We start from the raw sequence: 23,520 nt of genomic DNA, 5'->3' as shown, positions 1-23,520 counted from the left end.
AAGCTCTGTTTCAGAAACAAGGCAGGCGTTCAAAAATGCCAAAGAAAAGTTTAATACCAAACAAACCTAGAGAAGAATGGACAAAAGACGAAGAACTGGCATATCTTCGAATGGAGAATGAATACCTAAAAAAATATCTGGCCTTAGTTCAGGAAGACGAGAAAAAGAAACAGCAGCAGAAAAAAGACAGAGAAAAGTCGAAGCTGTCAGAGAACTAAGGTCAAAATACAATGTTTCAGATTTAACAAAACTTACAGGTTTACCAAGAAGTTCATTTTATTACTCAGAAACGCATCCGAAACAGGATAAGCACAAGGAAGAGCGAGAACTTGTCCAGCAGATTTATCATGAAAATAAAGGGCGCTATGGCTACAGAAGGATTACTTTAGAGTTTAGAAACAGAGGTTTTACAACAAACCACAAATTAATTCAGAAACTGATGCATGAAGAACATATTGTGTGTAAGGTTCGTCAGCATAAATACAATTCCTATAAAGGTCAGATAGGCAAAGTGGCTCCTAATCTTTTGCAGCGAGATTTCAGTACAACAAAATCTAATGAAAAATGGGTTACTGATGTTACACAATTCAATCTGTTTGGAACAAAGCTTTATCTGTCTCCGATTCTTGATTTACATGATCAGTCATTGATAAGCTGGAATCTTTCTGAAAGTCCGAATTATGCTCAGACAGTTGATATGCTTGAAAAGGCTTTTGCTAAGATTCCGGATGGAACAAATCTGATTCTTCATTCTGATCAGGGCTGGCAGTATCAGATGTATGATTATCAGAGGCGTCTGAAAGAAAAAGGAATCCGACAAAGCATGTCCAGAAAAGGGAACTGTCTTGATAATTCAGTAATGGAAAATTTCTTTGGATTGCTTAAATCTGAGCTTTTTTATTTACAGGAATTTGAATCTGTTGAACATTTCAAAAAAGAATTAGTTGAATATTTATCTTGGTACAACGAAAAGAGAATTAAGGTTAAATTAAAAGGACTGACCCCTTTACAATTTAGGAATCAGTCCTTAAAATCAGCCTAGTTAAAGTGTCCAATAATTGGGGTGCACTTCATTTCGACAGGTTCAACCACCGTATTTTTTTTACTAGCCGTTGGTAAGGATTTCTGAAATGTTGAAACAGTTGTCACCAATGTGCTCGATAGTGCGGACAATATCGATGTAGAGAAGTTCGGATTTAACGTCTGCACCACCTTCGAGGCGCTTGCGGGCAACCTTCTTGAGGTCTTTGCGGAATGCGTCGATTCCGTCTTCCAGTTCACGGGCAAGTTCGAGTTTCTCTGGTGTAAGCTGTTTGTTGATATTTATGCGGATAAACTGAAGGAACTGGCGGGCCAGCTCAATGTATGGTAAAAGTCGTTCCATATCTTCAGTCTGGAATTTCATCTTCTTTTCGATACTGCGGGAAATCAGCATGATTGTGCCGTAGCAGCTGTCGCTCATGTTTTCAAGTTCATCAACAATCTGAATCATGTTAGAAATGTGATTCAACTGCTTTTCTGTAACCTGAAGCGATTCACACTTAATAAGGTAGTGAGTAATCTGCTCGTGCATCTGATCTGCGTAGTCTTCTGCAAGCTCACTAGCCTCACCGTGTTTTTCGATAAAGTCATGATTACGCTTTGTAACGCCAATCTGAATCTTATCAAACATATCAGTTACAACATCTGTCATATCTGCAATAGCTTTTTCAGCCTGCATGATGTGTGTTGTAACACTGTCTTTTGAAAGGAGTCCTGTAAATTCCAGTTTGTAAACGTTTGAAGTTCCTTCCGGATCGTCTTTGATAATTTTCTTTGTAAGGGCAATGAGCGGATTCTGCATTGGAAGCAGGATAATAGTAGAAAGTGTTTTGAAAACTGTATGCAGCATTGAAATACGAATTGCAATATTTGAATGCTGTCCGCCAGGTGTAAGCATCATTACTAAATCAAGGAATGGATGGAAGAAGATGAGCGCAAGAACAGTACCGAATACGTTGAACATAACGTGAATCAATGCTGAACGGCGTGCATCTGCATTTGTTCCAAGGGCTGCAAGAACAGCATCGATTGTAGAACCAATGTTACTACCAAGTGTCATTGCAGCAGCCATTTCCCAGTTAATCAAACCATTGAAAGCCATTGTAATTACGATGGCAGAAAATGCTGAACTTGAATGAAGCAGTGCAGTAATCAGAATACCAATAACAAAGCCGACAAGAATTGCAAGAGGACCGCCGCCCTGAATCTTGAAAAGCCAGCCAAGCTGCTCAGGTGTAAATACAGCAGAAAGTCCGCTCAAACCTAAGAAGAGCATACCGAAACCCATGAGAGCTTCGGCCCAGTTTCTATATTTACCTTTTCTGATTATTGATAAGAAATAGCCGATTCCAAAAACAGGAATGGCAAAAGCAGAAATCTTAAAATTGAATCCAAAGATAGAAACAATCCATGCAGTAATTGTAGTACCGATGTTAGCACCGAATACAACACCAACAGATTGTGCAAGGGTCATAAGTCCGGAATTAACGAAGGTTACAACCATAACGGTAGTCGCACCCGATGACTGAATAACCATCGTAACAACAAGACCTGTCAAAAGAGACGCAAAACGATTACCTGTAAGAACCGCAAGCGCACGCTGGAGCTTTTCACCGGAGCTCTTTTGAATACCGTCAGACATGAGCTTCATACCATAAAGGAGAAGTCCCAGGCTACCGATAAGTTCTAAAACGGGCTGTATGACATTCATATTATAATGATACCGAAAAAGGCAGTCCTTTTCAAGAAAAATAAAATACAGTACTATGGAGAAAATGGGAGTGGATATGATTAAGACACATACTGCCCTGCGCAGATTTTTTATATTCGGTGCTGTTCTAGCCCTTTCTCTCGCCCTTACCGGCTGTAAAAAAAAGCATAAAGAATACGAAACCAACAGTATAGATTTAACTTTGAGTCAGGCAGAAGAACCTGCCGTTCAGACAACTCCACAGAAGTGGCATGTTACAAACAAGCGTGTTGCAGTTCTGTTTGGTTATGATTTTAATAATCCGGAAATTAAAGAAAGCCTGCTTACTCTTTTGAAAGACAATTTTGGTCTTGATGAAGATGGCGGCCTTATCTACCCTATTACTTATCCTGATGATTTTAAGCACGGGGTACGCGGTTACGCAACTGATTTTACAGCAGTGCTTCAGGATGATGCACTTGACCTTGCCGGAGTTGTGCTTTTGGGCGCCCCGGAAAATACTCACGTTGCACTGGCACGCAATCAGGACAAATGGGAACAGGAAGTTCCTTACCCTGTGATTGCACTTTTCCCACAGGATGATGTTCTTGGTATGGAATCTACCTGTGATATTGTTGTTGATAAAGGCCAGACTGCCGGGCTCACAGGAGAAATTGCTCCGGAAGAATCTGATGGTCAGATTCATCAGAATGCGCCGGAAATTATTGTCGAAACAATTAAGTACATTCAGCTGCTCGACGGAGCACCTTCTCGTTCAAGAGATCTCCAGAAACACATGGAACAGATGCTTGAAGGATATCAGTTCCATCACTACACCGACCCGGAAAGCGGGCTGATGTCTATTAACCATTTTGTTTTGAACTAGGCTAAAATCGAAAATCCGTTAAAAAACGAGCCGAAAGGGTCGTTTTAGGATTATCGAAAAAACGCCTCAGAGGCAAGCTGTGCTTGCCGACTTATATAGGATTACAGTCAATGATAGAGATTTCACAGCATGCTCAGAACATAATCGGCTCACATGACGCAATTGCGGCGCTGGAAACTAAGGACCACGCGCGGCTTCTTGTGATCTCGGACTCGCACGGCCGCTACGGAACCTTCGAAAGTATTGTGCGCGGCTACGGGGCAAATTGTGATGCGCTGATTTTCTGTGGCGACGGTGTGAGTGACATTGCGAATTTGCTGTACACGGCGAAGTCAGATAAGAAGCTGGCGGCGTGCGTGCCCCCGGTGATTGCAGCCGTACACGGCAACTGTGATCCATCCTCGTACCCGCTCGACAAAGGTACTCTTTATTTTTCCGGAATGATTGAACTTAAGGTAAACGGCCGCGGCATTTTAATTACCCACGGTCACGAGCAGGGTGTAGACTATGGTGTAGAAACTCTGGGGCTCGAAATGCAGGTTTCAGAATGCACTACAGCCTTTTACGGCCACACCCACGTTGCACGAGAAGAGAACTTTAAGAATTTTAAGATTGTAAACCCTGGAAGCTGTTCAAGACCACGCGGCGGCCAGCCGGCAGGTTTTGCCATTGCTACAGTAGAAAAAACTTTTGTAGATATTGCGTTTATAAAAATGGAGATGGGCAGCGATGGTGTTACAGAATGTAAGATCTGGAATCCTTATTAATGGATTGCTTCGCTACGCTCGCAATGACGGAAGAAGATGTCATTGCGAGAAGCCCAACAGGGCGACGTGGCAATCCATTACATCATAAATCCAAAGCTATCGTGACCGGGATAAACTAAGGTGCCGGCAGGAACTTCTCCGTGAAGTCGCGCCAGGCTTCTCTGGATTTCAGCTTCATCCCCGCCATACATGTCCGTGCGGCCGTATCCGCCGTAATCAAACATGGTATCTCCTGAAATTAATACTCCCTGTCCTTCTTCACCAGCATCAGCTTTATAAAGACAAACTGAACCCGGTGTATGTCCCGGAGTATGAATAACCTTCCAGCCAAAAACACTCATGCCGTCCCGCATAAGGACATCGGCAGCAGGCTGTGCACCAACAATGCCGAGCAATTCCGGAGCACCAAAGAAACGAAGCACAGACTGGTTCATAGGTCCTGCAACTCCACTTCCTGTGAGTTCTCCCGCCTCTGCCTCATGTACATAAACTTTAGCAGCAGGATAAGCAGCCTTAAGCTCTGCCACACCGGTAATATGGTCAAAGTGAGTATGAGTGAGGACAATTCCCTCGCATTCAAGTTTATGAGATTTAAGATAATCTGTGATGATTGTTGAGTCACCCGAAAGCGGGCAGGCAGCAGGGTCAACGACAAAGCATTGATTATTTTCGATTGGAACAATCAGAGTATTAACCTTTAATACTCCGGTATGAAGTATATGTAGTTTCATTACAAAAAAATCGTCGTCATTGCGAGCGTAGCGAAGCAATCTATTTAATGGATTGCCACGCCCTTCGGGCTCGCAATGACGGTATATATTAGTTCATTCCGAAAGGCTCTTTGTCAGCAGCAGCTTTTTCTGCAGCAGCATATGCAGCAGCGTCTTCTGCAGCCATTTCCTGAGCTTCAGCTGAATATTCATTCTGAGATTCAGCTTCGTATGAAGTTTCTTCTGTTGCTTCTTCAGCAGCTTCTGAATCTGACTTCTGGCGGCTGTAACTTACTGCGAGCTTGCGTCCGCGGTAGTCATAACCGTTGAGCTTATCAATAGCTGTCTGAGCATCTTCTGTATAAAGCTGTACAAAAGAGTAATTTGCGAGAACCTTAATGTCACCAATGCGCTCGCGATCAATACCTGCAATTGCAATAAGAATACCAACGAGATCGCGTGGATATACACGGCGGTTCTTACCAATGCTGATAAAAATTGAAGTAGCCTGATCTTCTGGAATCTCTACGCGTGGGTGGCGTGGGCGTTCTTCTTCAGTTGTTTCTGCAGGTTCAGCAGCACGTTCTGTACGTTCCTGGCGGAAGTTTCTTTCCTGGCGCTGACGCTGATTTCTGTCGTTGCGGTCATTACGATCGTTACGTTCATTGCGGTCAAAACGATCACGACGGTTATTAAATGGATGATAGTGTTTAAGTGCTTCTTTAAGCAGATATGCAATAACATACTTACGAACTGTAAGTGGAACATTCTTCTTAAATAATTTGTTCAAATCAGAAAGCAAATCAACATTTTCTGATGTTCTAACTCTCTCTGTTGCATTTGTAAGAAATTCTTCAAGCTGAGCTTCATTAAGCTCAAAATCACGATTAAATGCCATTTTTTTATTCTCCTTTTTTATAAAGACAAAATATAACCGGAGTTTATTTTTCTAAAGCCTGTACGTGTTAATAACGGCTGTAAAATATCCGGTGCAATAGTGTTCGGGATCAAAACCCATTCTTTTCCACAGTTTCTAAGGCTGGATATACACATATCAATTAATTCTGTACCTATTCCTAGTCCTCTGAACTGTTCAGGAACAAAAAGACTTGTAATTGCAACAATCTTTTCCTGATTTTGTGAAAGCGGAGCTGCAATAATGCAACCTGCAAAATCATCTGAAAGGCTTGAGCAGATATATCCGATTTGATTGTCAAAGGCGCCTTCAAATTGAGTTCGCCATAATTCGTAAAATGCTCTGTTTACTTCCAGCGGCAGTGTCTCATCTTCGCAAGAATCTGCAGTAATATTTAAAAGGATTGTCTGTTTATCAGCAGCATAATCATATTCCTTGAACGAAAAATCATCATGCACTAAGGTATCATCCGATTCTGGCAGCTGATCTAGTTTTTCCAATCCCCATATTTCTCGCAGGGAATTATACCATTCATTGATACGTGCCGACATAAATCTGTGCTTATAAATATGCCATCGTTTATCAATTTCAGGATAGTTTTTTAAAGCGTTTCTAAAATTCTTAAATACCCCCCTTCCTGAATGCATTGCACTCTGTAACTCTTCGCGGGCTAATGGAGCATGAAGATTATTTACAAATTCTTCACGCAATTCAAAACCATCAGATGGACCCCACTCAGGCAAACTGTAATATCTGTTATCATCCGGCGTATTGCCATCTGAATCAGAAATAACAAGCTGACCTTCTACTGCGTCGACGGAATATTCAACATCCTGGTTTTCCATGGCTGAGATTATCTCGTCTGTGAGCGAATCGGTCAGTTCGAATTGCATATACTACTTTGTTGGAAGTTCCTCTCGTTTTGAAACAATCTTGCTGATGAGGCCATATTTTACAGCTTCATCTGCATCGAGCCAGTAATCACGATCTGTATCTTTTGTAACCTGTTCAAGAGGTGTTCCTGTTGCTTCTGCGATAAGTTTATTCAACTTAGCACGGATTTTTTCCATATCCTTAGCGTAAATCTCAATATCAGTTGCTACACCACGCATCTGGCCAAGTGGCTGATGGATAAGATAGCGGCTGTTTGGAAGTCCGATTCTGCGCTCTGCAGGAACTGCAATAAGAATAAGTGTTGCAGCTGAAGCAATGAGTCCCATACCAATGAGATAAACTGGAGCTTTTACAAAACGGATTACGTCATAGATTGCAAAGCCGGCATCAACATCACCGCCAGGAGAGTCAATATACATATAAATTGGAGATTTTGAATCTTCTGCATCAAGAATAAGAAGCTGTTTTGCAATTGCATCTGCAAGTTCTTTGTTTACTTCGCCGGTAAGAACAATCTGTCTTGTCTTAAGGAATCTATCCGAAAAAGGATCAGGCATTTTCTGCTTTTTTTCATCATCCTCATCATCAAAACGAGGGCTAGTATAAATTGATTTTAAGTTCATACTATAAATATACTAGAAAATCCTTCTGTTTTCAATTGAAAAAACTGTTAGTCAGGCCGAAGAAATGTTTGTGATTAGAAAAAAAATAAATTGTTTTATTGAAGTTTCTGTCATATAATATATTATTGATCAAAACGTTTTAATAACAGGAGATTGAGAATGAACGTACATAACTTGATGGAAGATGTAGTAATTAAGGCTGTAAATACCCTTTACGATCGTGTGAAAGGAGAAAATGTTACATGGCTTACCTGCGATTGCGAAAACTGCCGGCTTGATACTGTAAGTTACGTCCTCAACCGCATTCCTCCAAAATATGTAGTTTCTGGTCGTGGTGTTACCCACAACGTTGAATACCTTGCAAGTTCTCAGCTTCTTGCTGATATTGATTCACTTGCTCTTGAAGGTATGCGCACTGTAAGTTCTACAAAGCGTCCTTTCCATACAGAAAACCGCGAAGACTGTACAATTCAGGCTAACGGAAATAAGACAAAGCCAGCTTACAACTTCTTTACATTTATGGGCGTTGTTCTTGATGGAAACACATTTGAGCCTGTTACAAACGCAAAAATCACTTTGAAATTAAACGGCAAACCTGCCGAAATGGTTGATAAAACCTGGTCTAACCCATTTAATCTTGTACCTAGTACAAAGGGTGTTTACTCTTTCTGGGTAAAATCAATTCCTGCAAAGAAGAGTGGCGAAAGAGAGTTCTTTAATTTCAGTATTGAGATTGAAGCAGACGGCTATTCTGAATCTGTATATCACTTTGAAGTACCTATCATGAGTGAAGATTCTGTACGCCAGACTCTGGATTCTACTTATACTCTTAAGATGAAGGATCTTGTGATCTTTAAAAAGTAACATCTTATCTTATTACTATGGTTTCGATATGACACTTTGTGTCTACTCAACCACCGCGGTGGTCGAGTGCCGCGATAGCGGTGTATCGAGACCATAATCTTTTCAATAATCTTCATTTTTCCTAGAGATTTTTACAATAAAATTACATTGCATATTAATGCTTTGCGTGCTACAATTTGTAAAACGTTTAACTAAAAAAAATCAGAGGACTTTATTATGGATTCTATCATTGTAAATGCAGATCTCGACGGCAGCAAAATCAGCCGCGACATCTACGGACACTTCAGCGAGCATCTTGGTCGCTGTATCTATGGCGGATTCTGGGTTGGAAAAGATTCAGACATTCCTAATATCGACGGTTACAGAAAAGACGTTGTAGAAGCTTTTAAGGAACTTGAGATTCCTAACCTCCGCTGGCCAGGCGGATGTTTTGCAGATGAATATCACTGGAGAGATGGAATTGGCCCTTATGAAACACGTAAGCGCATGATTAACACTCACTGGGGCGGAGTTGTAGAAGACAACAGCTTTGGTACACACGAATTCTTCGAACTCTGCGAGCTTCTTGGCTGTAAGCCTTATGTAAACGGAAACGTAGGAAGCGGTACTGTTCAGGAAATGTCTGAATGGGTTGAATATATGACTTTCGGCGGAGAATCTCCAATGAGTAAACTCCGTGAAGCAAACGGCCACAAAAAGCCTTGGAAGCTTCCACTCTTCTGTGTAGGAAATGAAAACTGGGGCTGCGGTGGAAACATGAAGCCTGAATATTATGCAGATCTTTACCGCCGCTATCAGACTTATGTACGCCAGTATGGCAAAGATAAGATTTTCAAGATTGCCTGTGGTCCTAACTCTTCTGATTATAACTGGACTGAAGTTCTTATGCGTGAAGCCGGAAACCTTATGGACGGTCTTTCACTTCATCATTATACAGTTGAACCTGACTGGAACGGACGAAAACCAGCCTGCGACTTTACAGAAAAAGACTGGTACCTCACAATGCGCAACGCAGGCTTTATGGAAACACTGGTACGCCGCCACGACGAAATAATGACTAAGTACGACCCTGATAAGCGTGTTGCCCTGGTAGTTGATGAATGGGGTACATGGTTCGCCGTAGAAAAGGGAACTAACCCCGGCTTCCTCTATCAGCAGTCTACAATCCGCGACGCTCTCGTTGCAGGAATCACTTTGAACATCTTTAACAATCACTCTGACCGTGTACGTGTTGCAAATATTGCCCAGGCTGTAAACGTTCTTCAGTCTCCAGTTCTTACTGAAGGCACTAAGATGATTAAAACTCCAACCTGGTATGTATTCCATATGTACAAGCCACACATGGATGCAACTATGCTTACTTCACGTGTTGCTTCAAATCAGATTGGACCAAAGGATGCTCGTATTGATTCTGTTACTGCTTCTGCTTCACACAAGAAGAATGTTTACACTGTAACTCTTACAAATGCAGAACTCAGCGGTAAAAAAGAAATCAATATTACTCTTGCAGGTCTTAAAGGAAAGATTAAAGACGCAACTGCTACAATCCTTACTTCTAAAGAAATGCATGTATGCAACAGCTTTGATAAACCAAACGAAATCAAAGAAAAAGCTCTTGAAGTTAAACTTTCAGGTGCTAATGAAATGTTCATTACAGTTCCTGCAATGAGCGTTGTAACTGTTAGTGTGACTGCTTAATAGACAATGTGCGGTGATTGAGTGATGCGAAGCATCGTATCGAAACCACTGCACTGTGTACTTCTTATGAAAGACCCTTGCCCTGTATGCGATAACATGGAACATCTTTCTGCAATGGATATGACACCCGAACTGGTGGCCGAAATGGCTGCTGCCGAGCCGGTGTCTGACTATGCAGGAGATAAACTTGTAGAAAAAAGACTTGAAATCTGCGGGGCCTGCCCCAGACTTATAGGTGGCATGACCTGTCAGGACTGCGGCTGTTTTGTACAGTTCCGCGTTCGCCACAAAACCGCAGCCTGTATCAATGGAAAATGGTGATGCGGTGGTTGAGTGCTCGCGCAGCGAGTGTATCGAAACCACCGCAGAGGAGAACTCAATGAATAAAAACGATGTCGCCCCGGTTCCGCCAATGGGCTGGAACAGTTATGACTACTACAACACAATGGTAAACGAAGATCAGGTTCGTGCAAATGCTGAATATATGGCAAAAAATCTCAAGCAGTATGGCTGGGAATATGTTGTAATTGATATTCAGTGGTCTGATCCACATGCCGGAGACAGAAATGCCGATGGTACTCAGTATATTCCGTTCAGCCGTTTCTGTATTGATGAATATTCACGTCAGATTCCGGCGCCTAACCGATTCCCAAGCAGCGAGGGCGGCAAAGGTTTTAAGCCCCTCGCAGATTACATTCACTCTCTGGGCCTTAAGTTTGGAATTCACATTATGAGAGGTATTCCCCGCTTTGCCGCCCACGAACACTTAGCAATCAAGACTAACGACGGTTCTAAAGCAACCGCAGATATGGTAGCAAATCCGTACTCGGTAAGCCGCTGGAACCCGGATATGTATGGAGTAGATTACAAACGCCCATATGCCCAGGACTACTACGATTCAATTTTTGAGTTGTACGCTGACTGGGGTGTAGACTTTGTAAAGGTTGATGATATCTGTAACACAAACATGTATCCTCACAACCCCTACTCTGCTGAAAAAGAAGTTGAGATGATGGCTAAGGCCATTGAAAACTCCGGCCGTTCTATGGTTCTTTCTTTGAGCCCTGGACCTGCAGTAATTGAAAAAGCACATCACTACGAGAACTTTGCAAATATGTGGCGTATTACAGATGATTTCTGGGATGACTGGAAACTTCTGAAAGCTATGTTTGAGCGCTGCGAAGTATGGCAGAAGCACACTGGAGACGGTAACTGGCCGGACTGCGACATGCTTCCAATGAACCGCCTTGGCTGGGGCTGGGCTGCACCTGGAACTCCGGAAGAAAAGCGCGGCTGGTACAGCAAGTTTACAAAAGAAGAAACCCGCACAATGATAACTCTGTGGAGCATTTTCCGTGCCCCTCTTATGATTGGAACAGATCTTCCTCAACTGGATGATTTCAACCTTAGCCTTCTTACCAACGAAGAAATTCTTGCGATGGATAAGTGTCCTAATCAGGCAGAACAGCTTAGCAGCTCATGTCATGATGATGTAGTTGTATGGCGAAATATTACTGATGATGGTCACGCTTATTATGCTTACTTCAACATAAGCGAAGAAAAACAGACTGTTACTATGAATGTTGATGAGAGTGTAAAGGGAGCGGTAATCCGCGACTTGTGGCAGCGCAAGGATCTGGGCGAAGAAGTTACCTTCACCCTTGAACCTCACGCATGCCGTGCGTTTAAGATTTAGAACTTTCCGCCACCGAGAGTGGCTGAAAGCTTAAATGAAACTGTTGGATTAGTTTCGAAATCTTTAAATGAAAGTGCTGGTCCTAAACCAAAAGACATATCTTTTACTGGAGAATATCTGAGCATAAGATTTGCTGTAAGAGAAGGCATTAAACCAGATGCTTCTTTTGCAGCTGATTCAAGCTGCTCTTTTGTTGCATACTGTGCTGCTTCCGGATACATTTCAATAATATCATCTATAGTTGCATCCTTATGTCCAAAATTTGCCATTGCAAAAAGGCTCAAAGACAAATCTGGATTTTTGAAAAGTTCTCCCTTATTGGCCATCAATGCTACGTTATGTCCATAAAGGCTGATTTTCTTTGAGAAATCTACATCGTTGCCTTCGAAATAATACTGTGCTGCAAGAGTAAGCTTTGGATCCTTCCAGTAATAACTGAAGCCTGCAGTTGCCTGGAAGATATTTGTTTTATCATCCCAGTCTGTATTTTTCTGCCATTCAGAAAGTGCACCATAGCTGTAAACAAACTCACCAAAGAAGCTGATTTTCTTAAGACTTCCTGTTGCTGTAAGCATTGCCTTTGGAGCATTATGATATTTCCAAAGTCCGCCAAGTCCAAGTTCCCAGTTACCAATAAGAATATCTGCCTTACCAGCAAGGGCTGTATCGCGGGCATAGCTTTCTGCTGTCTGATTATTAAAGTTTGTTGAAGGAATTACATAGAACCAGAGACAGTTCTGTGTTCCAGGGAATACAACCTGTGTACGAAGATTCAGACTTCCATCAACCTGCTTTTCAGGATTCTCAGGATCAATTGAAGATGAGTTAATCATATCTGAAACAGGACTAAAGAAATATCCTGCGCCCCAGGTTACTGTATGAATACCAAAGCGGAAGAAGGCGGTGTCTTTTACAGAGAAATCTGTAAAGAGCTCCTTGAGCTTAAACCAGTTTGTAATACTTGTTTCTGCAGAAGTAGCAAACTGAAGTTTTGGCAATCCAAATCCAAAATCAACTGGTGTAAACTTGAGTTCTGTAGTTGCCTTATCTTCAAACGGATAAGCAAATCCAAACTTAGTATACATGCGGAGTGTTTCTGTTGGACGTGCGTCTACAGAAAGCATGGCGCTCAAATCCGGAGTAAAGGTTGTGTTGTGAATATTGTCGCCAAGGTCTTCGTTATCTGGTCCCCACAAAATTGTATTTGTGGAAATACCTGCATTAAGACTTCCGCCAACTTTGATTGAGCCGGTATCAAAAAGAACACCCTTGCTCAAATCTGTTTTTGCAGAAACGTCTGCAACCTCTTCAATGCCATCGTCACCAAAGAAATCATCATCGCTGCCAAAGAGATCGTCGTCGCTCTGAGCAAAGATGTTGAAGGTGAAGAATAAAGCAGTTAGTAATAATAGTGATTTTTTCATTTAGTTAAGTCCCTCAAGGTATGCCTTAGTGAAAATCTTATCTGGAAGTGTGTCGAAGGTGAGGTCTGAAATAACCTGCTGTGTCTGCTCACCCTTGTTCAACTCGTCGCGGATAATTGCCTGTGTTGAAACATAACCTGCCGGTACCTTTGAATACTTTGGAAGCAGGATTGTACGCATAAGGCGGTCTGAACCGGAAAAATCTTCTTCCTTAAGAAGCAATGCTATATCTGTGCGGATGTAGTATTTTGATTTTGCATAAGAAGGCTCGCTTGTTTTTGCCTTAAGTGTAATGATGTGCACAGGATACTTTCCAAGAGTTCCTTCTTCGTATGCTTCAACTTCATAATTGTTGCGCCACTTCTGCTTGCTCTGCTCAACATCATCAAGTTTAATGTCTGAATCACCAAGGGCTTCCTTAATAGAAGTATGTGTGAACTTACGGCTGATTGGGTCATAAGACCAGATGTTATCATCGTTACGAAGGTAGCCAACACCCTTATCTGCTTCTGGGAAAAGCTGAACGATTGTCATAAGCTTTGCATCTGTACGTTCAAAAATCTTGTACTGAAGATTTTCCTTTGGCTTTCCAGGCTTTTCAACAACAAGTGAAACTGTTGCAGAATAGTCGCCGTGATAGGCAAGAACATCTTCTGTGGCTTCCATAATGTTAAAAGCCTTTTCTGCAACGTCAGAGGAAACCTGAGCAGTTGCGGCTGTAACAAAAATTGAAAGGGCTCCAAGCAATGTTAGTATCTTTTTCATTTATTTAACTCCTTATTTTACAGTTCTAAGTGCTTCAGCTGGGCTCATTCTGGCAGCCTGCTTTGCACTGCCTAATACTGCTAAGCTGGTAAGAACAATCAGAATGACATACTGAATTATAATTGAAACAGGCGAGAGACGGAAGGTAAAGTGTCCCTTCTGCAGGAAGAACGAAAGTGATTCATTATCAATGTAAATACAGTGAACTATTGCCATTACTATTACAGCAAAAATCAATCCTGCAAGCGCACCGATGACACAAAGAATTACAGCTTCGTTTGTAAATACATGGCGGGTATCTTTTCCACCCATACCAATTGCGCGCATTGTTCCAATTTCGCGGATTCGTTCATACAAAACCATACGGTAAGTATTTGAAACACCGACCATTACAATCAGCAGAATTACAATAAGAATTACTGTTGTAACAAGGTGTACAATATTGAGAACAGTCTTTATCTGAGGAATTTCATCGTAGAGAGTTTCAACTCCATACATAACGCCCTTCCATTCATTTTCCGGCTTCCTTGAATCAATCTGTTTTTCAATACCTTTTCCGATGTTTGTAGGATTTGTCTTCATTGCAAGTGCACGGTTTGTTACATTGATTTCAGGATTCTTTTCGTGATCCTTTCGGATTCTGGCTTCAATCATCATAGCAGCCTTTGTCTGTGCATTATTGTCACGAAGATAAATTGAGAACATTGAATAACCGCCCTCTGGCATTTCAATTATTTCATTTACATCTTCAATATTTGCATAAGCCTGCACTGAGTTGACAAAGCTGTTTGACTTTAAGATTCCGGTGATTGTCATATCAGCAAAGGTGTTCTGTCCATAAACTGTATAAGTAGAATAGATGATTTCATCGCCTACCTGGAGATTCAGGGCATCTGCCGTCTTATCACTGATGATAAGTCCATTCTTAACGTTGAGATCTACTCCACCGCTAACAAACTGGAAAGAATCTTTAAGAAGTTTCTCTTCAAGATCGCGACCGTAAAGCTGGAGTGAAGTTTTCTTTCCATTGAAAATTGCAGTTCCGCCAGACATTGTAAAACATGAATAATATTCATATTTGATGTCTAATTCATCTACGATATTTTTGATGTAATCTCTGTCGCGGACAATGTTTACGATATGAACTTTTCCGTCTGCTGTTTCAGGATTTTTCCATTCAAGTCCCTGACAGATTACATTTCCACCAACAAGCTGAGTAATCTGATTTTCGAGGTTACCAACCATTCCAGATGTGAGTCCGTCGATAGCTGTTACTACAAAAAATCCGAAAGCAATTGCAACTGCGAGAATGGAGTTACGTCTTTTATTTCTTGTAAGATTTCGACTTGCAACTTTAAGATTTCGTTTTGCACTTCTTTTCTTATCTCGTACTGAGTTTATGAGTGCAAGTAATAATTTTTTCATTTCCTACTCCTTACTGAGAGCCTTGATAGGTGTGATTCGGAGTGCAGATTTTACTGGATATCTGTTGCTCACGACACTTCCCAGAAGTGCTACTATAATTGTTGTAAGAATAATCTTAGGTGTCGGGCTAAAGTGAAGCAGACCGCCGCCGAGAATCATTTTTGCAATTGAGTTAGTAATTGCGATGTTGAAAGAGTTAAAAATCAACATACAGATAAAGGCAAAGATGATACCTGCAAAGGCTGAAAGACTTGTAAGAATAATTGCTTCGGAATAGAAGAGCTTCTTTACAAACTTCTTTTCTGCACCAATTGCACGCATTGTACCAATTTCGCTTGTACGTTCAATTACTGAAACTACCATTGTATTCATAATGATGATGAATACGACTATCGCAAGAATTACGATTAACAGATTAAAAATAAAGCCAATTCCTTCAACTGTTCCTGAATAAGAATAAGCGGCTCTTTTCCAGTCCATTGCAAGGGCATTTACACCTTCTTCCTTAAAGCGCTTGTTGAGCTGTGCAACAAGCTTTTTGTCGGCACGAGGATTATCTAGCTTTGCAAGAACAAACTGCCATGCACCGTCATCTGTTTTGTTCAACTCATCACGAAGGCTTGTATCTCCAAGGATGCTGTCAAAATCATTTGTACTTCCAAGAATACCTGAATCATCTTCAATATCTCCAAAGAAATCATCACTAAAGAAATCATCCTCTGACATATCTGAAATTGAAAGGTCTACGCTGTCCGGCAATTCCTGACTGAAGGAGTTTGCATAAGTGAGCTCTGCAAATGCACGGGCAAGTCCCGGCTCACAATATACGCTCTGGAACATAGCAGAATATTCATTGGCAGGCTTAAAGATTCCTACGACCTTACCTTCACGAATTACACCGCCCATGCTGGCAAGAAGAACATCGTCTCCAACTTCAAGCGGCTTGTTCCAGGTTTTTACAAAGCCTTCAACAACACGTGTGTCTACGATAACTTCATTTGAACCCGGTGTAGGATAATGCCCTTCAATCATTTTCAAGTCCGGGAAGAGTTCCCAGAAAGTTCCAGATTCTCCAGCAAAGAGCATAGAGATTGGAAGATCCATAATACCAAGGTCTTTATCATCATCCTGAAGAACAGAGAAATCAATTTCTGTGTCCTTAGAAAGAATTACCTGTGCAGAAATCAACTTTGACTGCTTTTTAATTCCATCTGTTTCTGCAAGAATCTTTTCAATTTTTTCGATATCTGCAAGAGCTGGAATCTGTGGAACTTCACCAGTGATTGTTGTTGAGTTCACACCAAAAACATCTATAGTTGTACCTTTTTCAGGGATTACCGAAATTGCAAGGTCGCCGGTAACATTTGCCCTGAAGTCTTTTTCAAGTCCGCGGTTAACTGATTCAAGGAAGGAGTTTCCCATTATTACAATTGCTACACCAAAAAGAATAAACATGGAAATAATGAGAGTTTTAGACTTGTGTTCCTTGAGGTTGCGCAGAGCTAATTTGATTATGTCTTTCATCGCTGCACCACCTAGATCTTGTAGATATCTGAGCCCTCTTTGTGCTCGTCGTTGATAACCTGACCATCAAGAATGTGAACTACATGATTACACATATCTACAATTCGTGAATCGTGTGTAGAGAAGATGAAGGTAGTCTGAAGTACAGGATCTTTATTAAGAGACTTCATAAGTTTAAGAATCTGTTCTGAGTTCTTCGAGTCAAGGTTTGCTGTAGGTTCATCTGCAAGAATTACAGGAGCCTTTGTTACAAGAGCGCGGGCAATTGCAACACGCTGACGTTGTCCACCAGAAAGTTCGTTTGCCTTGTGGTTCTTCCATTCTGTAAGTCCAACCTTTTCAATAAGATAGTTAATCCATTCTTCTTTCTGCTGCTTTGTAAAATCATCTACAGGGCTTTTTGAATTAGGATCTTTTGATTCAAGAAGAAGTGGAAATTCAATATTTTCATAAACATTCAAAACCGGAATAAGGTTGAAAGTCTGGAAAATAAAACCAATATGTGAACGTCGAAGTGCAGTAATTCTGCGATCTAGCTTTGAAGGAATAGCAACACGAACCTTCTTTTTCTTTCCGTCCTTTTTATCAGGACCGGCAGAAGACCAGCGGGTATTGATTATTTCTGTATCTTCAAGGTTTACTCCGTCATAAACGTTTGTACCACCAATTATGATTGTTCCGTCACTTGGAAGATCAATAAGACCAATCATGTTTAAGATTGTTGATTTACCAGAACCAGAAGGTCCTGATACTGCTGCAAATTCTCCCTTCTCTATATCAAAGGAAACTCCACGAACGGCTTCGATTCTCTCTTTTCCTAGAGGATAAGATTTGTGCACGTCTTTTAAGCTAACAACTGCCATTTTTTCATACTCCTTTTAGCGTATTTTACGTATTATTGTATTAAGTAAATAATACAGAGTGGTGCTAATAGTGTCAATAGATTTAATACTATTTAAACAATTGAGGTTTGGAAAAATGTTACTGTAACTTTTGTGAAAAAAAATGAAGATCGTAAAAGTTGGCTCCCGGTTGTGATTCATGAGTCAAAAACGCGCAATAATGCGCTAGACGTTGTTTGTGGCATAGAAACTATTTTAATGCCGCTCACGCGGCATCCACAAACAAAGTCTTTTTGACTCATGCCTCACGCCCTCGCGCCAAATTTTCAGCATACTAATTCAATATAGCAGTGTATGTTTTTTTCACACACCTAAGCGAGATTTTTTTTGCCCCACTGTTGTATTAAATCTTTTGGTTCTTTGGCTAATAACAACTTAACCAATAATAAGTTTGTTTGGGAGAAGACATTCTGCATCAGTTCCTGCTGGTCGGTTGTGAATTTGCTTAATACATAATCTGCAACGCTGATGTTTGGGTTGTCGGGGCGGCCGATGCCAAAACGCAGGCGGAAGAAGTCTGGGGTGTTCAATACGGCTTTGGTTGAACGAAGGCCGTTGTGACCTCCGAGGCCGCCGCTCCACTTTAGGCTTACAAAGCCTGGGGCAAGCTCGAGCTCGTCGTGAACTACCATAATTTCTGAGGGAGCGATCTTATAAAAGTTTGCAACTTCTATAATACTGTCGCCGCTCAGATTCATGTAGGTCATTGGTTTGAGAAAGTAAATATGTGCAGGCGCTTGCTCCGGCACGAGTACCGGAGAACCGTCTTTCTTTGAACAGATTTTTGTGTCGCGGGCCCACTGAGACAGTTCCTGTGGAGTGAAAGATGCAATCTCACCCTTGAACTTACTTTGCCAGCTGAGTTTACCTGCAAAAGGCAAAGAATCTTCAAAATACCAGCTTACATTGTGGCGGGTCTTTTCGTATTCCTTGCCGTAATTTCCTAAAAATGCTACGAGCTTAATCATTTTGAAAGTTCATCCAGTGATTTAAGATACTGCTTTACTGTGCTCTCATTTACCTTAAAGCGGTAAGGAGTTTCGCTGCAGGTTCCATAGTACTGCTGGATATTGTTCTCATTAGCCTTTGGAATTGCGTAGAACTCAACAGTGATATCTTTGTATGCACAGGTAATTTTTGCTGTAACAACTTTAGTTCCTTCAACCTCTGCATCTTCTGCATACCAGTCTCTTGTAGAAAGAGATGCAAAAGAGTTGAGCCAGATTGCAGCAGCACCAGAATCAAGCTCATAGCCATCTTCAGCACCACTTACATTCCATGCAAGGTCATCTCCACTTCCAAGTCTTGAAACAGACCAGCTCTTATCTGCTGCAATATCTTTAATTGCTACAGTTGTAATATCAGAACTTTCAAGATTCAAAACAATTGTTGTACGGGCAGCAGCTACGCTTGTATCAAAGGTATCATTAATTCCACCTGAAACAAGATATATATCCTTGCCGCCGTCAATTGTTGCATAGCACTGAGAAGAAGAAACTGCAGTCTTTCCAATTTCAACTTTGCGTAAAACCTTGTCTCCAAGCTTTGCTGTTACAGTAATTTTCTTTCCATCTGTAAGCTCATATTTTTCTTCATTATTTGCAGAAGAAATATTTCCAACCTTATCCAGTGCACGAATATTTGAAATTGCATCAATGTATGAATCTACCATTGAAATGCTTGCCGGATATTTCTTTTCACCAATGAACCAGTCATCCCCTTCTTTATAAAGGTTGATTACCTCTGTTGGTGTGACAATTTCCATTGCATCTGGTTTATCTTTAAGTGAAAAATACTTTGTTGTATCGTGTGCAGAAACTGCAAACTGAATTATACAAACAGCCAGCAGAAGCACGTCAGCAATTATCAATACTAATTTTCTTGTCTTCATATATCTACCTGCCTAACTTACTTTGTAATAGTTCTTGTATCATCCGGATTATACTTCTTGTTGATTGCACGGCGGCGAGCCATACGAAGTCTCCAAACAAGAAGTCCTGCAAGAGCAACGAGCACTGCAAGTCCATACTGATTCAAAATCTTCCAGAAGCTTACTGCGGCTGGAGTCTTTACTGTAAGATTATTAACCGAAAGGCTCTTTGTTCTCATTGTACAAAGTTCATCATTTCCGTTCATATAATCAACAACGTTCATAAGGAACATTGCAACAGGGCTCTGTCCGTTTTCATCAATTACCTGACTTGTTGTAATTACAGAAGAACCTGCTACAAAAAGTTTTCCAGGCATTACGCTTGTTTTGATGTAGCTTGAAGTTACGAGTTCACCTTCATCAGAAGTGTTTGCAGGAGCATCATCAAAAGCACTGTCAAACTTTCCTTCAAGAAGAAGTGCCAGATCGTACTGTGCATAACTTGAAGCGTCATCAGGGTAATCCATCATCAAAGGATTAAGCATAATTCCGTCTGTAAGAGCCCATGCTTCATCAGAAGATTTTGCAATTTCTGTTACCTTAAGATTTTTATTTTCTTTTGCTGCAGAAGGATCAAGCGAACCACTCTGAAGCAAATAGAGAGAACCAAGATTATTTGTGATTGCGTTCTTCTTTGCCAGCTGCTTTTTATTGATTACAGGAACCCAGTAGTAATTCAATTCACCATACTGAGTATTCAAATTGCTCAAACAATTCTTATCCATAATCATATTCTTTTCGCGTGCTACACCGTATTTTGAAAGCAGACGTTCAATGTTTGTTTCGTTCTGTCCGAAGTTTGCAATTCCGTACATCTGGTCTTTTCCAGTTTCAACAATACCATCAACAAAGAGCATTACATTGCCACCACGAAGAAGGAACTGATCAATCTTATAAAGCTCCTCTTCTGTAAAATCCATCTTTGGACCGTTGATAATAATTGAGTTCATACCAGCAGGAATATTATCAGAGTTCAAATCAATATCTTTAAGCTCATACATTCCAGAAATCAGCTTCTGGAAGTTTGCAGCCTGATCTGCAGAATTGTGATCAACTTCTCCATGACCTGTGATATAACCAATTGCCTTTGCATTTGAGAAGAGACTCTGCAAACCTTCGTTAATTGTTGTCTCCATATCATCAAGACCAGAAACAATATAACCGAACAAAGAGCGCTGAACTTCAAGAGGAAGTGCGTAAGTTTTTTCTCCATGCTCAAGCACAAGACCAAGAGCAGCTTTTTTCTGAACTCCAGATTCTGAATAAGAGATTGTCTGAAGTCCGTACTTCTGAGCAAGCTCTGCAGCTTCATTTGTATCAGGGCTTACAACCTTATATTCCATGCAGTCTGCATTCTGCTTATTTACAGAATTAAATGCATTGCGGATAATTCCGTCAGCTTCTTCTGCACCACTGATTCCAAGCCACTTAAGAGCATCGCTCATGTAAAGTGTAAGGCTAACCTTATCGTCTTTTCCAAGGCTTGCAAGTGTATCTGCCATGGAAATCATATTTGAGATTTTTGTTGTAAGATTGAACTCAAAACCATCTGAACTCTGAATAGGATTCATGATTTCGATATTGTCGCCATAGGCAACAGCAAGTCCCATATAAACCTGCTTGAGTCCAACTTCATTATTTTTCAGTTCCTGAATCTGAACCTGCTGAATTCCAAGATTTGCAGCAAGCTCTTCATTTTCAGGCTTAGACATATCCATGTAAGAAACTGAGAAGTTCTTATTTGCAGCACCCTTGTATTCAACAAGAATATCTTTCACATACTGAGAAACATTTGTGTAAGTTGCAGGAAGATTGTCGCTGAAGAACACACGGATAGAAAGTGGAGAATCCAGATTCTTTACAACAGTTTTACTTGCCTTTGAAAGCGAGTATGATTTTGGAGCTGTAAGATCAAAGCGAATAAAAGCCTTATGTCCTACAATATTCAAAAGCACAAGGAAGATTACAAAAAGTATAAAATCTGATTTAGGGCCTTTAAGCCACTGTAATATTTTTTTCATCTTTTTTACTCCGTTAGTTTTTAGCATTCTGCTGAAGCTTTACTGTTGAGGTAAAGAACAGGGCTGTAAGGGAAATAAAATAGAGGACATCCCTTGTATCAAAAATTCCACGGGAAATAGAATCAAAATGCCCGCTTGCAGAAAGATAACTCAAAACACTTACAATCTGTGATGGAAGGAAAATCAGGAAAGAATCAATCATTGTAAGAACCATACAGATTATCATTGCAGTAAAGAAAGCAATAATCTGATTTTTTGTGATGGAAGTAGCAAAGATTCCGATTGCAGTAAAGCAGGCACTAAGGAAGATTGCGCCAATGTATCCGCCGATGATTGGACCAAAATCTGGAGATCCAAAAATCACTGTTGGAAGAATGTAAAGCAAAGTTGGTGCAAGCATAATCAGTGTGCCAAGGAAAGATGCAAGATACTTACCTGTAACTACATCAAGCTCTGTAACAGGAAGGGTCATGAGAGTTTCAATAGAACCAACACGGCGCTCTTCTGCAAAGATTCTCATTGTGAGAGCCGGAATAAAAAGTGCAAGCAGAACTGGCAGTAAAGAAAAATACTGGCGGAGTTCAGCTCTGTCATAAAGGAAGAATACTGAATAAAACAGGATTCCTGTAACTATAAGAAAAAGAGCGGTTACAATGTAAGCAACCGGTGAAGTAAAATATGTTTTGAGCTCACGCTTCATAATGATGATTGCAGGGCTCTGTTTTTTAGCTGATTTACTGTCGCTCATTATTTAGCCTCCGTCAAAGTATGGAATACATCTTCCAAAGTATTCTTATTGTGAGCTGCTTCATACAAATCAAAACCGCCTTCAACAAGCTTTTTGATAATAACCGGTCTGATTTCTGCATCACCGTTTACAGACACAACAAGTTCACTAAGGTTTGCTTCGCCTTCTTTAGGACCAACAGTTACACCGGCAACACCGTTAATTGACTTAACAAGTTCGCAAGCCTTATTACCGTCGCCGCCAACAGTGATATAAACTGTAGACGAAGTTCCAATGCTGTTCTTAAGTTCTTCGATAGAGCTGTCTGCAACAAGCTTACCGCCGCTAATGATGATTGCGCGACTACAGATAGTTTCAACTTCGCTAAGGATATGGGTTGAAACAATTACAGTACGTGTCTTACCAATTTCACGGATAATTGAACGAACGTCTTCTACCTGATTAGGGTCAAGACCTGAAGTTGGTTCATCAAGAATAAGGATTTCCGGATCATTCATAAGTGCATGAGCAAGAGCAACACGCTGGCGGTTACCACGAGAGAGCTCAGAGATGTTTTTACTCATAACCTCTTTGAGTCCGCATTCTTTACAAAGCAGTGGAACCTTTTCTTCCGGATTCTGACCATAGATTCCTGCAATATATCGCAGATAATCTTCTACTATCATCTCTCCATATAAAGGAGCAGATTCAGGCATATAGCCGATTTTTCTTTTTGCTTCAACAGGATTTTCTGTAATATCAATTCCATCAATTTTTACTGAACCAGCTGATGGGGCAAGAAAGCCTGTTATCATTCGCATTGTTGTGGTTTTGCCAGCGCCGTTTGGGCCAAGAAGTCCTACAATCTGTCCTGTAGGAATAGAAAAGCTGACGTCATTTACCGCACGGAAATCCCCGAAATTACGGGAAACGTGGGAAACTTCTATCATTTTAGATGTCCTCCAAATTTTTTGTATATATTAAATATAACAAACTTTCAGAAGAAAGGTAAATAAG

22 protein-coding genes and 1 pseudogene are annotated in these 23,520 nt (G+C 40.9%); 8 read left to right on the top strand and 15 right to left on the bottom strand.

Features of this window, described 5'->3' with window-relative positions; translation table 11 throughout:
- Window positions 1-218, top strand: a pseudogene (locus BM161_RS14450) (hypothetical protein); the annotation flags it as partial.
- The gene (locus BM161_RS02690; RefSeq protein WP_143090484.1) at window positions 122-1,042 is read left to right on the top strand and encodes an IS3 family transposase; all 921 of its coding nucleotides are present in this window, start codon (window positions 122-124) and stop codon (window positions 1,040-1,042) included. The pseudogene BM161_RS14450 and the gene BM161_RS02690, both read left to right, overlap by 97 nt.
- A 63-nt stretch (window positions 1,043-1,105) precedes the next feature.
- Here BM161_RS02690 and BM161_RS02685 read toward each other — a convergent pair whose 3' ends face one another.
- Window positions 1,106-2,752, bottom strand: coding sequence for a Na/Pi cotransporter family protein (locus tag BM161_RS02685; RefSeq protein ID WP_074930217.1), 1,647 nt, complete (start codon window positions 2,750-2,752; stop codon window positions 1,106-1,108).
- 76 nt (window positions 2,753-2,828) lie between these two features.
- Here BM161_RS02685 and BM161_RS02680 point away from each other — a divergent pair, with 76 nt between their 5' ends.
- Together BM161_RS02680 and BM161_RS02675 are read left to right on the top strand one after the other, a co-directional pair.
- The gene (locus BM161_RS02680; protein ID WP_143090483.1) at window positions 2,829-3,617 is read left to right on the top strand and encodes a hypothetical protein; all 789 of its coding nucleotides are present in this window, start codon (window positions 2,829-2,831) and stop codon (window positions 3,615-3,617) included.
- A 110-nt stretch (window positions 3,618-3,727) separates the two neighbouring features.
- Window positions 3,728-4,384, top strand: a complete 657-nt coding sequence (locus tag BM161_RS02675) for a metallophosphoesterase family protein (protein ID WP_074930213.1) — start codon at window positions 3,728-3,730, stop codon at window positions 4,382-4,384.
- 77 nt (window positions 4,385-4,461) lie between these two features.
- Here the strand turns inward: BM161_RS02675 and BM161_RS02670 are convergent, their stop codons facing one another.
- The 4 genes from BM161_RS02670 to BM161_RS02655 all read right to left on the bottom strand — a co-directional run bounded on the left by BM161_RS02670 (window position 4,462) and on the right by BM161_RS02655 (window position 7,527).
- Window positions 4,462-5,115 (bottom strand): MBL fold metallo-hydrolase, encoded by a 654-nt coding sequence (locus tag BM161_RS02670; RefSeq protein WP_143090482.1) that lies wholly within the window; start codon window positions 5,113-5,115, stop codon window positions 4,462-4,464.
- An 88-nt stretch (window positions 5,116-5,203) separates the two neighbouring features.
- Window positions 5,204-5,992 carry a DbpA RNA binding domain-containing protein gene (locus tag BM161_RS02665; protein ID WP_074930208.1) on the bottom strand — a complete coding sequence of 263 codons (789 nt, stop codon included), beginning with the start codon at window positions 5,990-5,992 and terminating at the stop codon, window positions 5,204-5,206.
- A gap of 17 nt (window positions 5,993-6,009) precedes the next feature.
- On the bottom strand, window positions 6,010-6,855 hold the full coding sequence (locus BM161_RS02660; protein ID WP_074930206.1) for a GNAT family N-acetyltransferase: 846 nt from the start codon (window positions 6,853-6,855) through the stop codon (window positions 6,010-6,012).
- A 51-nt stretch (window positions 6,856-6,906) separates the two neighbouring features.
- Entirely contained in the window at window positions 6,907-7,527 is a 621-nt protein-coding gene (locus BM161_RS02655; protein WP_074930205.1) for an ATP-dependent Clp protease proteolytic subunit, read from the bottom strand.
- 159 nt (window positions 7,528-7,686) lie between these two features.
- On the opposite strand from BM161_RS02655, the gene BM161_RS02650 reads away from it, so the two are divergent.
- The 4 genes from BM161_RS02650 (at window position 7,687) to BM161_RS02635 (ending at window position 11,785) form a co-directional block, all read left to right on the top strand.
- Entirely contained in the window at window positions 7,687-8,391 is a 705-nt protein-coding gene (locus tag BM161_RS02650) for a late competence development ComFB family protein (RefSeq protein ID WP_074930203.1), read from the top strand.
- 216 nt (window positions 8,392-8,607) lie between these two features.
- Window positions 8,608-10,089: an alpha-N-arabinofuranosidase gene (locus BM161_RS02645; RefSeq protein ID WP_074930201.1), complete on the top strand. Its 1,482-nt coding sequence runs from the start codon at window positions 8,608-8,610 to the stop codon at window positions 10,087-10,089.
- Window positions 10,090-10,113: 24 nt separating this feature from the next.
- On the top strand, window positions 10,114-10,410 hold the full coding sequence (locus tag BM161_RS02640) for a DUF6171 family protein (protein ID WP_143090481.1): 297 nt from the start codon (window positions 10,114-10,116) through the stop codon (window positions 10,408-10,410).
- A gap of 58 nt (window positions 10,411-10,468) precedes the next feature.
- Window positions 10,469-11,785, top strand: coding sequence for a glycoside hydrolase family 27 protein (locus BM161_RS02635; RefSeq protein ID WP_074930198.1), 1,317 nt, complete (start codon window positions 10,469-10,471; stop codon window positions 11,783-11,785).
- Here BM161_RS02635 and BM161_RS02630 read toward each other — a convergent pair.
- The 10 genes from BM161_RS02630 to BM161_RS02585 all read right to left on the bottom strand — a co-directional run bounded on the left by BM161_RS02630 (window position 11,782) and on the right by BM161_RS02585 (window position 23,453).
- Complete coding sequence (locus tag BM161_RS02630; RefSeq protein ID WP_074930196.1) at window positions 11,782-13,209, bottom strand: hypothetical protein; 1,428 nt, start codon at window positions 13,207-13,209, stop codon at window positions 11,782-11,784. The genes BM161_RS02635 and BM161_RS02630 overlap by 4 nt on opposite strands.
- Window positions 13,210-13,974, bottom strand: a complete 765-nt coding sequence (locus BM161_RS02625; protein ID WP_074930194.1) for an outer membrane lipoprotein-sorting protein — start codon at window positions 13,972-13,974, stop codon at window positions 13,210-13,212.
- 12 nt (window positions 13,975-13,986) lie between these two features.
- Window positions 13,987-15,399, bottom strand: coding sequence for an ABC transporter permease (locus tag BM161_RS02620; RefSeq protein ID WP_074930192.1), 1,413 nt, complete (start codon window positions 15,397-15,399; stop codon window positions 13,987-13,989).
- 3 nt (window positions 15,400-15,402) lie between these two features.
- Window positions 15,403-16,923 carry an ABC transporter permease gene (locus tag BM161_RS02615; RefSeq protein ID WP_074930190.1) on the bottom strand — a complete coding sequence of 507 codons (1,521 nt, stop codon included), beginning with the start codon at window positions 16,921-16,923 and terminating at the stop codon, window positions 15,403-15,405.
- An 11-nt stretch (window positions 16,924-16,934) separates the two neighbouring features.
- On the bottom strand, window positions 16,935-17,786 hold the full coding sequence (locus BM161_RS02610) for an ABC transporter ATP-binding protein (RefSeq protein ID WP_074930189.1): 852 nt from the start codon (window positions 17,784-17,786) through the stop codon (window positions 16,935-16,937).
- 350 nt (window positions 17,787-18,136) lie between these two features.
- Complete coding sequence (gene pth, locus BM161_RS02605; RefSeq protein ID WP_074930187.1) at window positions 18,137-18,793, bottom strand: aminoacyl-tRNA hydrolase; 657 nt, start codon at window positions 18,791-18,793, stop codon at window positions 18,137-18,139.
- Window positions 18,790-19,716: a DUF4340 domain-containing protein gene (locus BM161_RS02600; protein ID WP_074930185.1), complete on the bottom strand. Its 927-nt coding sequence runs from the start codon at window positions 19,714-19,716 to the stop codon at window positions 18,790-18,792. The genes pth and BM161_RS02600 overlap by 4 nt, the downstream gene beginning before the upstream one ends.
- A gap of 17 nt (window positions 19,717-19,733) precedes the next feature.
- On the bottom strand, window positions 19,734-21,776 hold the full coding sequence (locus BM161_RS02595) for a GldG family protein (protein WP_074930281.1): 2,043 nt from the start codon (window positions 21,774-21,776) through the stop codon (window positions 19,734-19,736).
- Window positions 21,777-21,789: 13 nt separating this feature from the next.
- On the bottom strand, window positions 21,790-22,524 hold the full coding sequence (locus BM161_RS02590; protein WP_074930184.1) for an ABC transporter permease subunit: 735 nt from the start codon (window positions 22,522-22,524) through the stop codon (window positions 21,790-21,792).
- Complete coding sequence (locus tag BM161_RS02585; protein WP_074930182.1) at window positions 22,524-23,453, bottom strand: ABC transporter ATP-binding protein; 930 nt, start codon at window positions 23,451-23,453, stop codon at window positions 22,524-22,526. The genes BM161_RS02590 and BM161_RS02585 overlap by 1 nt, the downstream gene beginning before the upstream one ends.
- Between the last annotated feature and the right edge of the window lie 67 nt (window positions 23,454-23,520).

Origin of the sequence: Treponema bryantii (assembly GCF_900113965.1) — a bacterium.
Classification (GTDB): domain Bacteria; phylum Spirochaetota; class Spirochaetia; order Treponematales; family Treponemataceae; genus Treponema_D; species Treponema_D bryantii_A.
The sequence above is the reverse complement of the archived record's forward strand: the minus strand, read 5'-3'. Positions and strand labels throughout refer to the sequence as shown.

What these genes read in the sequence shown, in the direction of transcription:
- BM161_RS02685 (WP_074930217.1), bottom strand. Translation starts at nt 2,752, where the DNA reads ATGAATGTCATACAGCCCGTTTTAGAACTTATCGGTAGCCTGGGACTT.
- BM161_RS02680 (WP_143090483.1), top strand. Translation starts at nt 2,829, where the DNA reads ATGATTAAGACACATACTGCCCTGCGCAGATTTTTTATATTCGGTGCT.
- BM161_RS02675 (WP_074930213.1), top strand. Translation starts at nt 3,728, where the DNA reads ATGATAGAGATTTCACAGCATGCTCAGAACATAATCGGCTCACATGAC.
- BM161_RS02670 (WP_143090482.1), bottom strand. Translation starts at nt 5,115, where the DNA reads ATGAAACTACATATACTTCATACCGGAGTATTAAAGGTTAATACTCTG.
- BM161_RS02665 (WP_074930208.1), bottom strand. Translation starts at nt 5,992, where the DNA reads ATGGCATTTAATCGTGATTTTGAGCTTAATGAAGCTCAGCTTGAAGAA.
- BM161_RS02660 (WP_074930206.1), bottom strand. Translation starts at nt 6,855, where the DNA reads ATGGAAAACCAGGATGTTGAATATTCCGTCGACGCAGTAGAAGGTCAG.
- BM161_RS02655 (WP_074930205.1), bottom strand. Translation starts at nt 7,527, where the DNA reads ATGAACTTAAAATCAATTTATACTAGCCCTCGTTTTGATGATGAGGAT.
- BM161_RS02650 (WP_074930203.1), top strand. Translation starts at nt 7,687, where the DNA reads ATGAACGTACATAACTTGATGGAAGATGTAGTAATTAAGGCTGTAAAT.
- BM161_RS02645 (WP_074930201.1), top strand. Translation starts at nt 8,608, where the DNA reads ATGGATTCTATCATTGTAAATGCAGATCTCGACGGCAGCAAAATCAGC.
- BM161_RS02640 (WP_143090481.1), top strand. Translation starts at nt 10,114, where the DNA reads ATGCGAAGCATCGTATCGAAACCACTGCACTGTGTACTTCTTATGAAA.
- BM161_RS02635 (WP_074930198.1), top strand. Translation starts at nt 10,469, where the DNA reads ATGAATAAAAACGATGTCGCCCCGGTTCCGCCAATGGGCTGGAACAGT.
- BM161_RS02630 (WP_074930196.1), bottom strand. Translation starts at nt 13,209, where the DNA reads ATGAAAAAATCACTATTATTACTAACTGCTTTATTCTTCACCTTCAAC.
- BM161_RS02625 (WP_074930194.1), bottom strand. Translation starts at nt 13,974, where the DNA reads ATGAAAAAGATACTAACATTGCTTGGAGCCCTTTCAATTTTTGTTACA.
- BM161_RS02620 (WP_074930192.1), bottom strand. Translation starts at nt 15,399, where the DNA reads ATGAAAAAATTATTACTTGCACTCATAAACTCAGTACGAGATAAGAAA.
- BM161_RS02615 (WP_074930190.1), bottom strand. Translation starts at nt 16,923, where the DNA reads ATGAAAGACATAATCAAATTAGCTCTGCGCAACCTCAAGGAACACAAG.
- BM161_RS02610 (WP_074930189.1), bottom strand. Translation starts at nt 17,786, where the DNA reads ATGGCAGTTGTTAGCTTAAAAGACGTGCACAAATCTTATCCTCTAGGA.
- pth (WP_074930187.1), bottom strand. Translation starts at nt 18,793, where the DNA reads ATGATTAAGCTCGTAGCATTTTTAGGAAATTACGGCAAGGAATACGAA.
- BM161_RS02600 (WP_074930185.1), bottom strand. Translation starts at nt 19,716, where the DNA reads ATGAAGACAAGAAAATTAGTATTGATAATTGCTGACGTGCTTCTGCTG.
- BM161_RS02595 (WP_074930281.1), bottom strand. Translation starts at nt 21,776, where the DNA reads ATGAAAAAAATATTACAGTGGCTTAAAGGCCCTAAATCAGATTTTATA.
- BM161_RS02590 (WP_074930184.1), bottom strand. Translation starts at nt 22,524, where the DNA reads ATGAGCGACAGTAAATCAGCTAAAAAACAGAGCCCTGCAATCATCATT.
- BM161_RS02585 (WP_074930182.1), bottom strand. Translation starts at nt 23,453, where the DNA reads ATGATAGAAGTTTCCCACGTTTCCCGTAATTTCGGGGATTTCCGTGCG.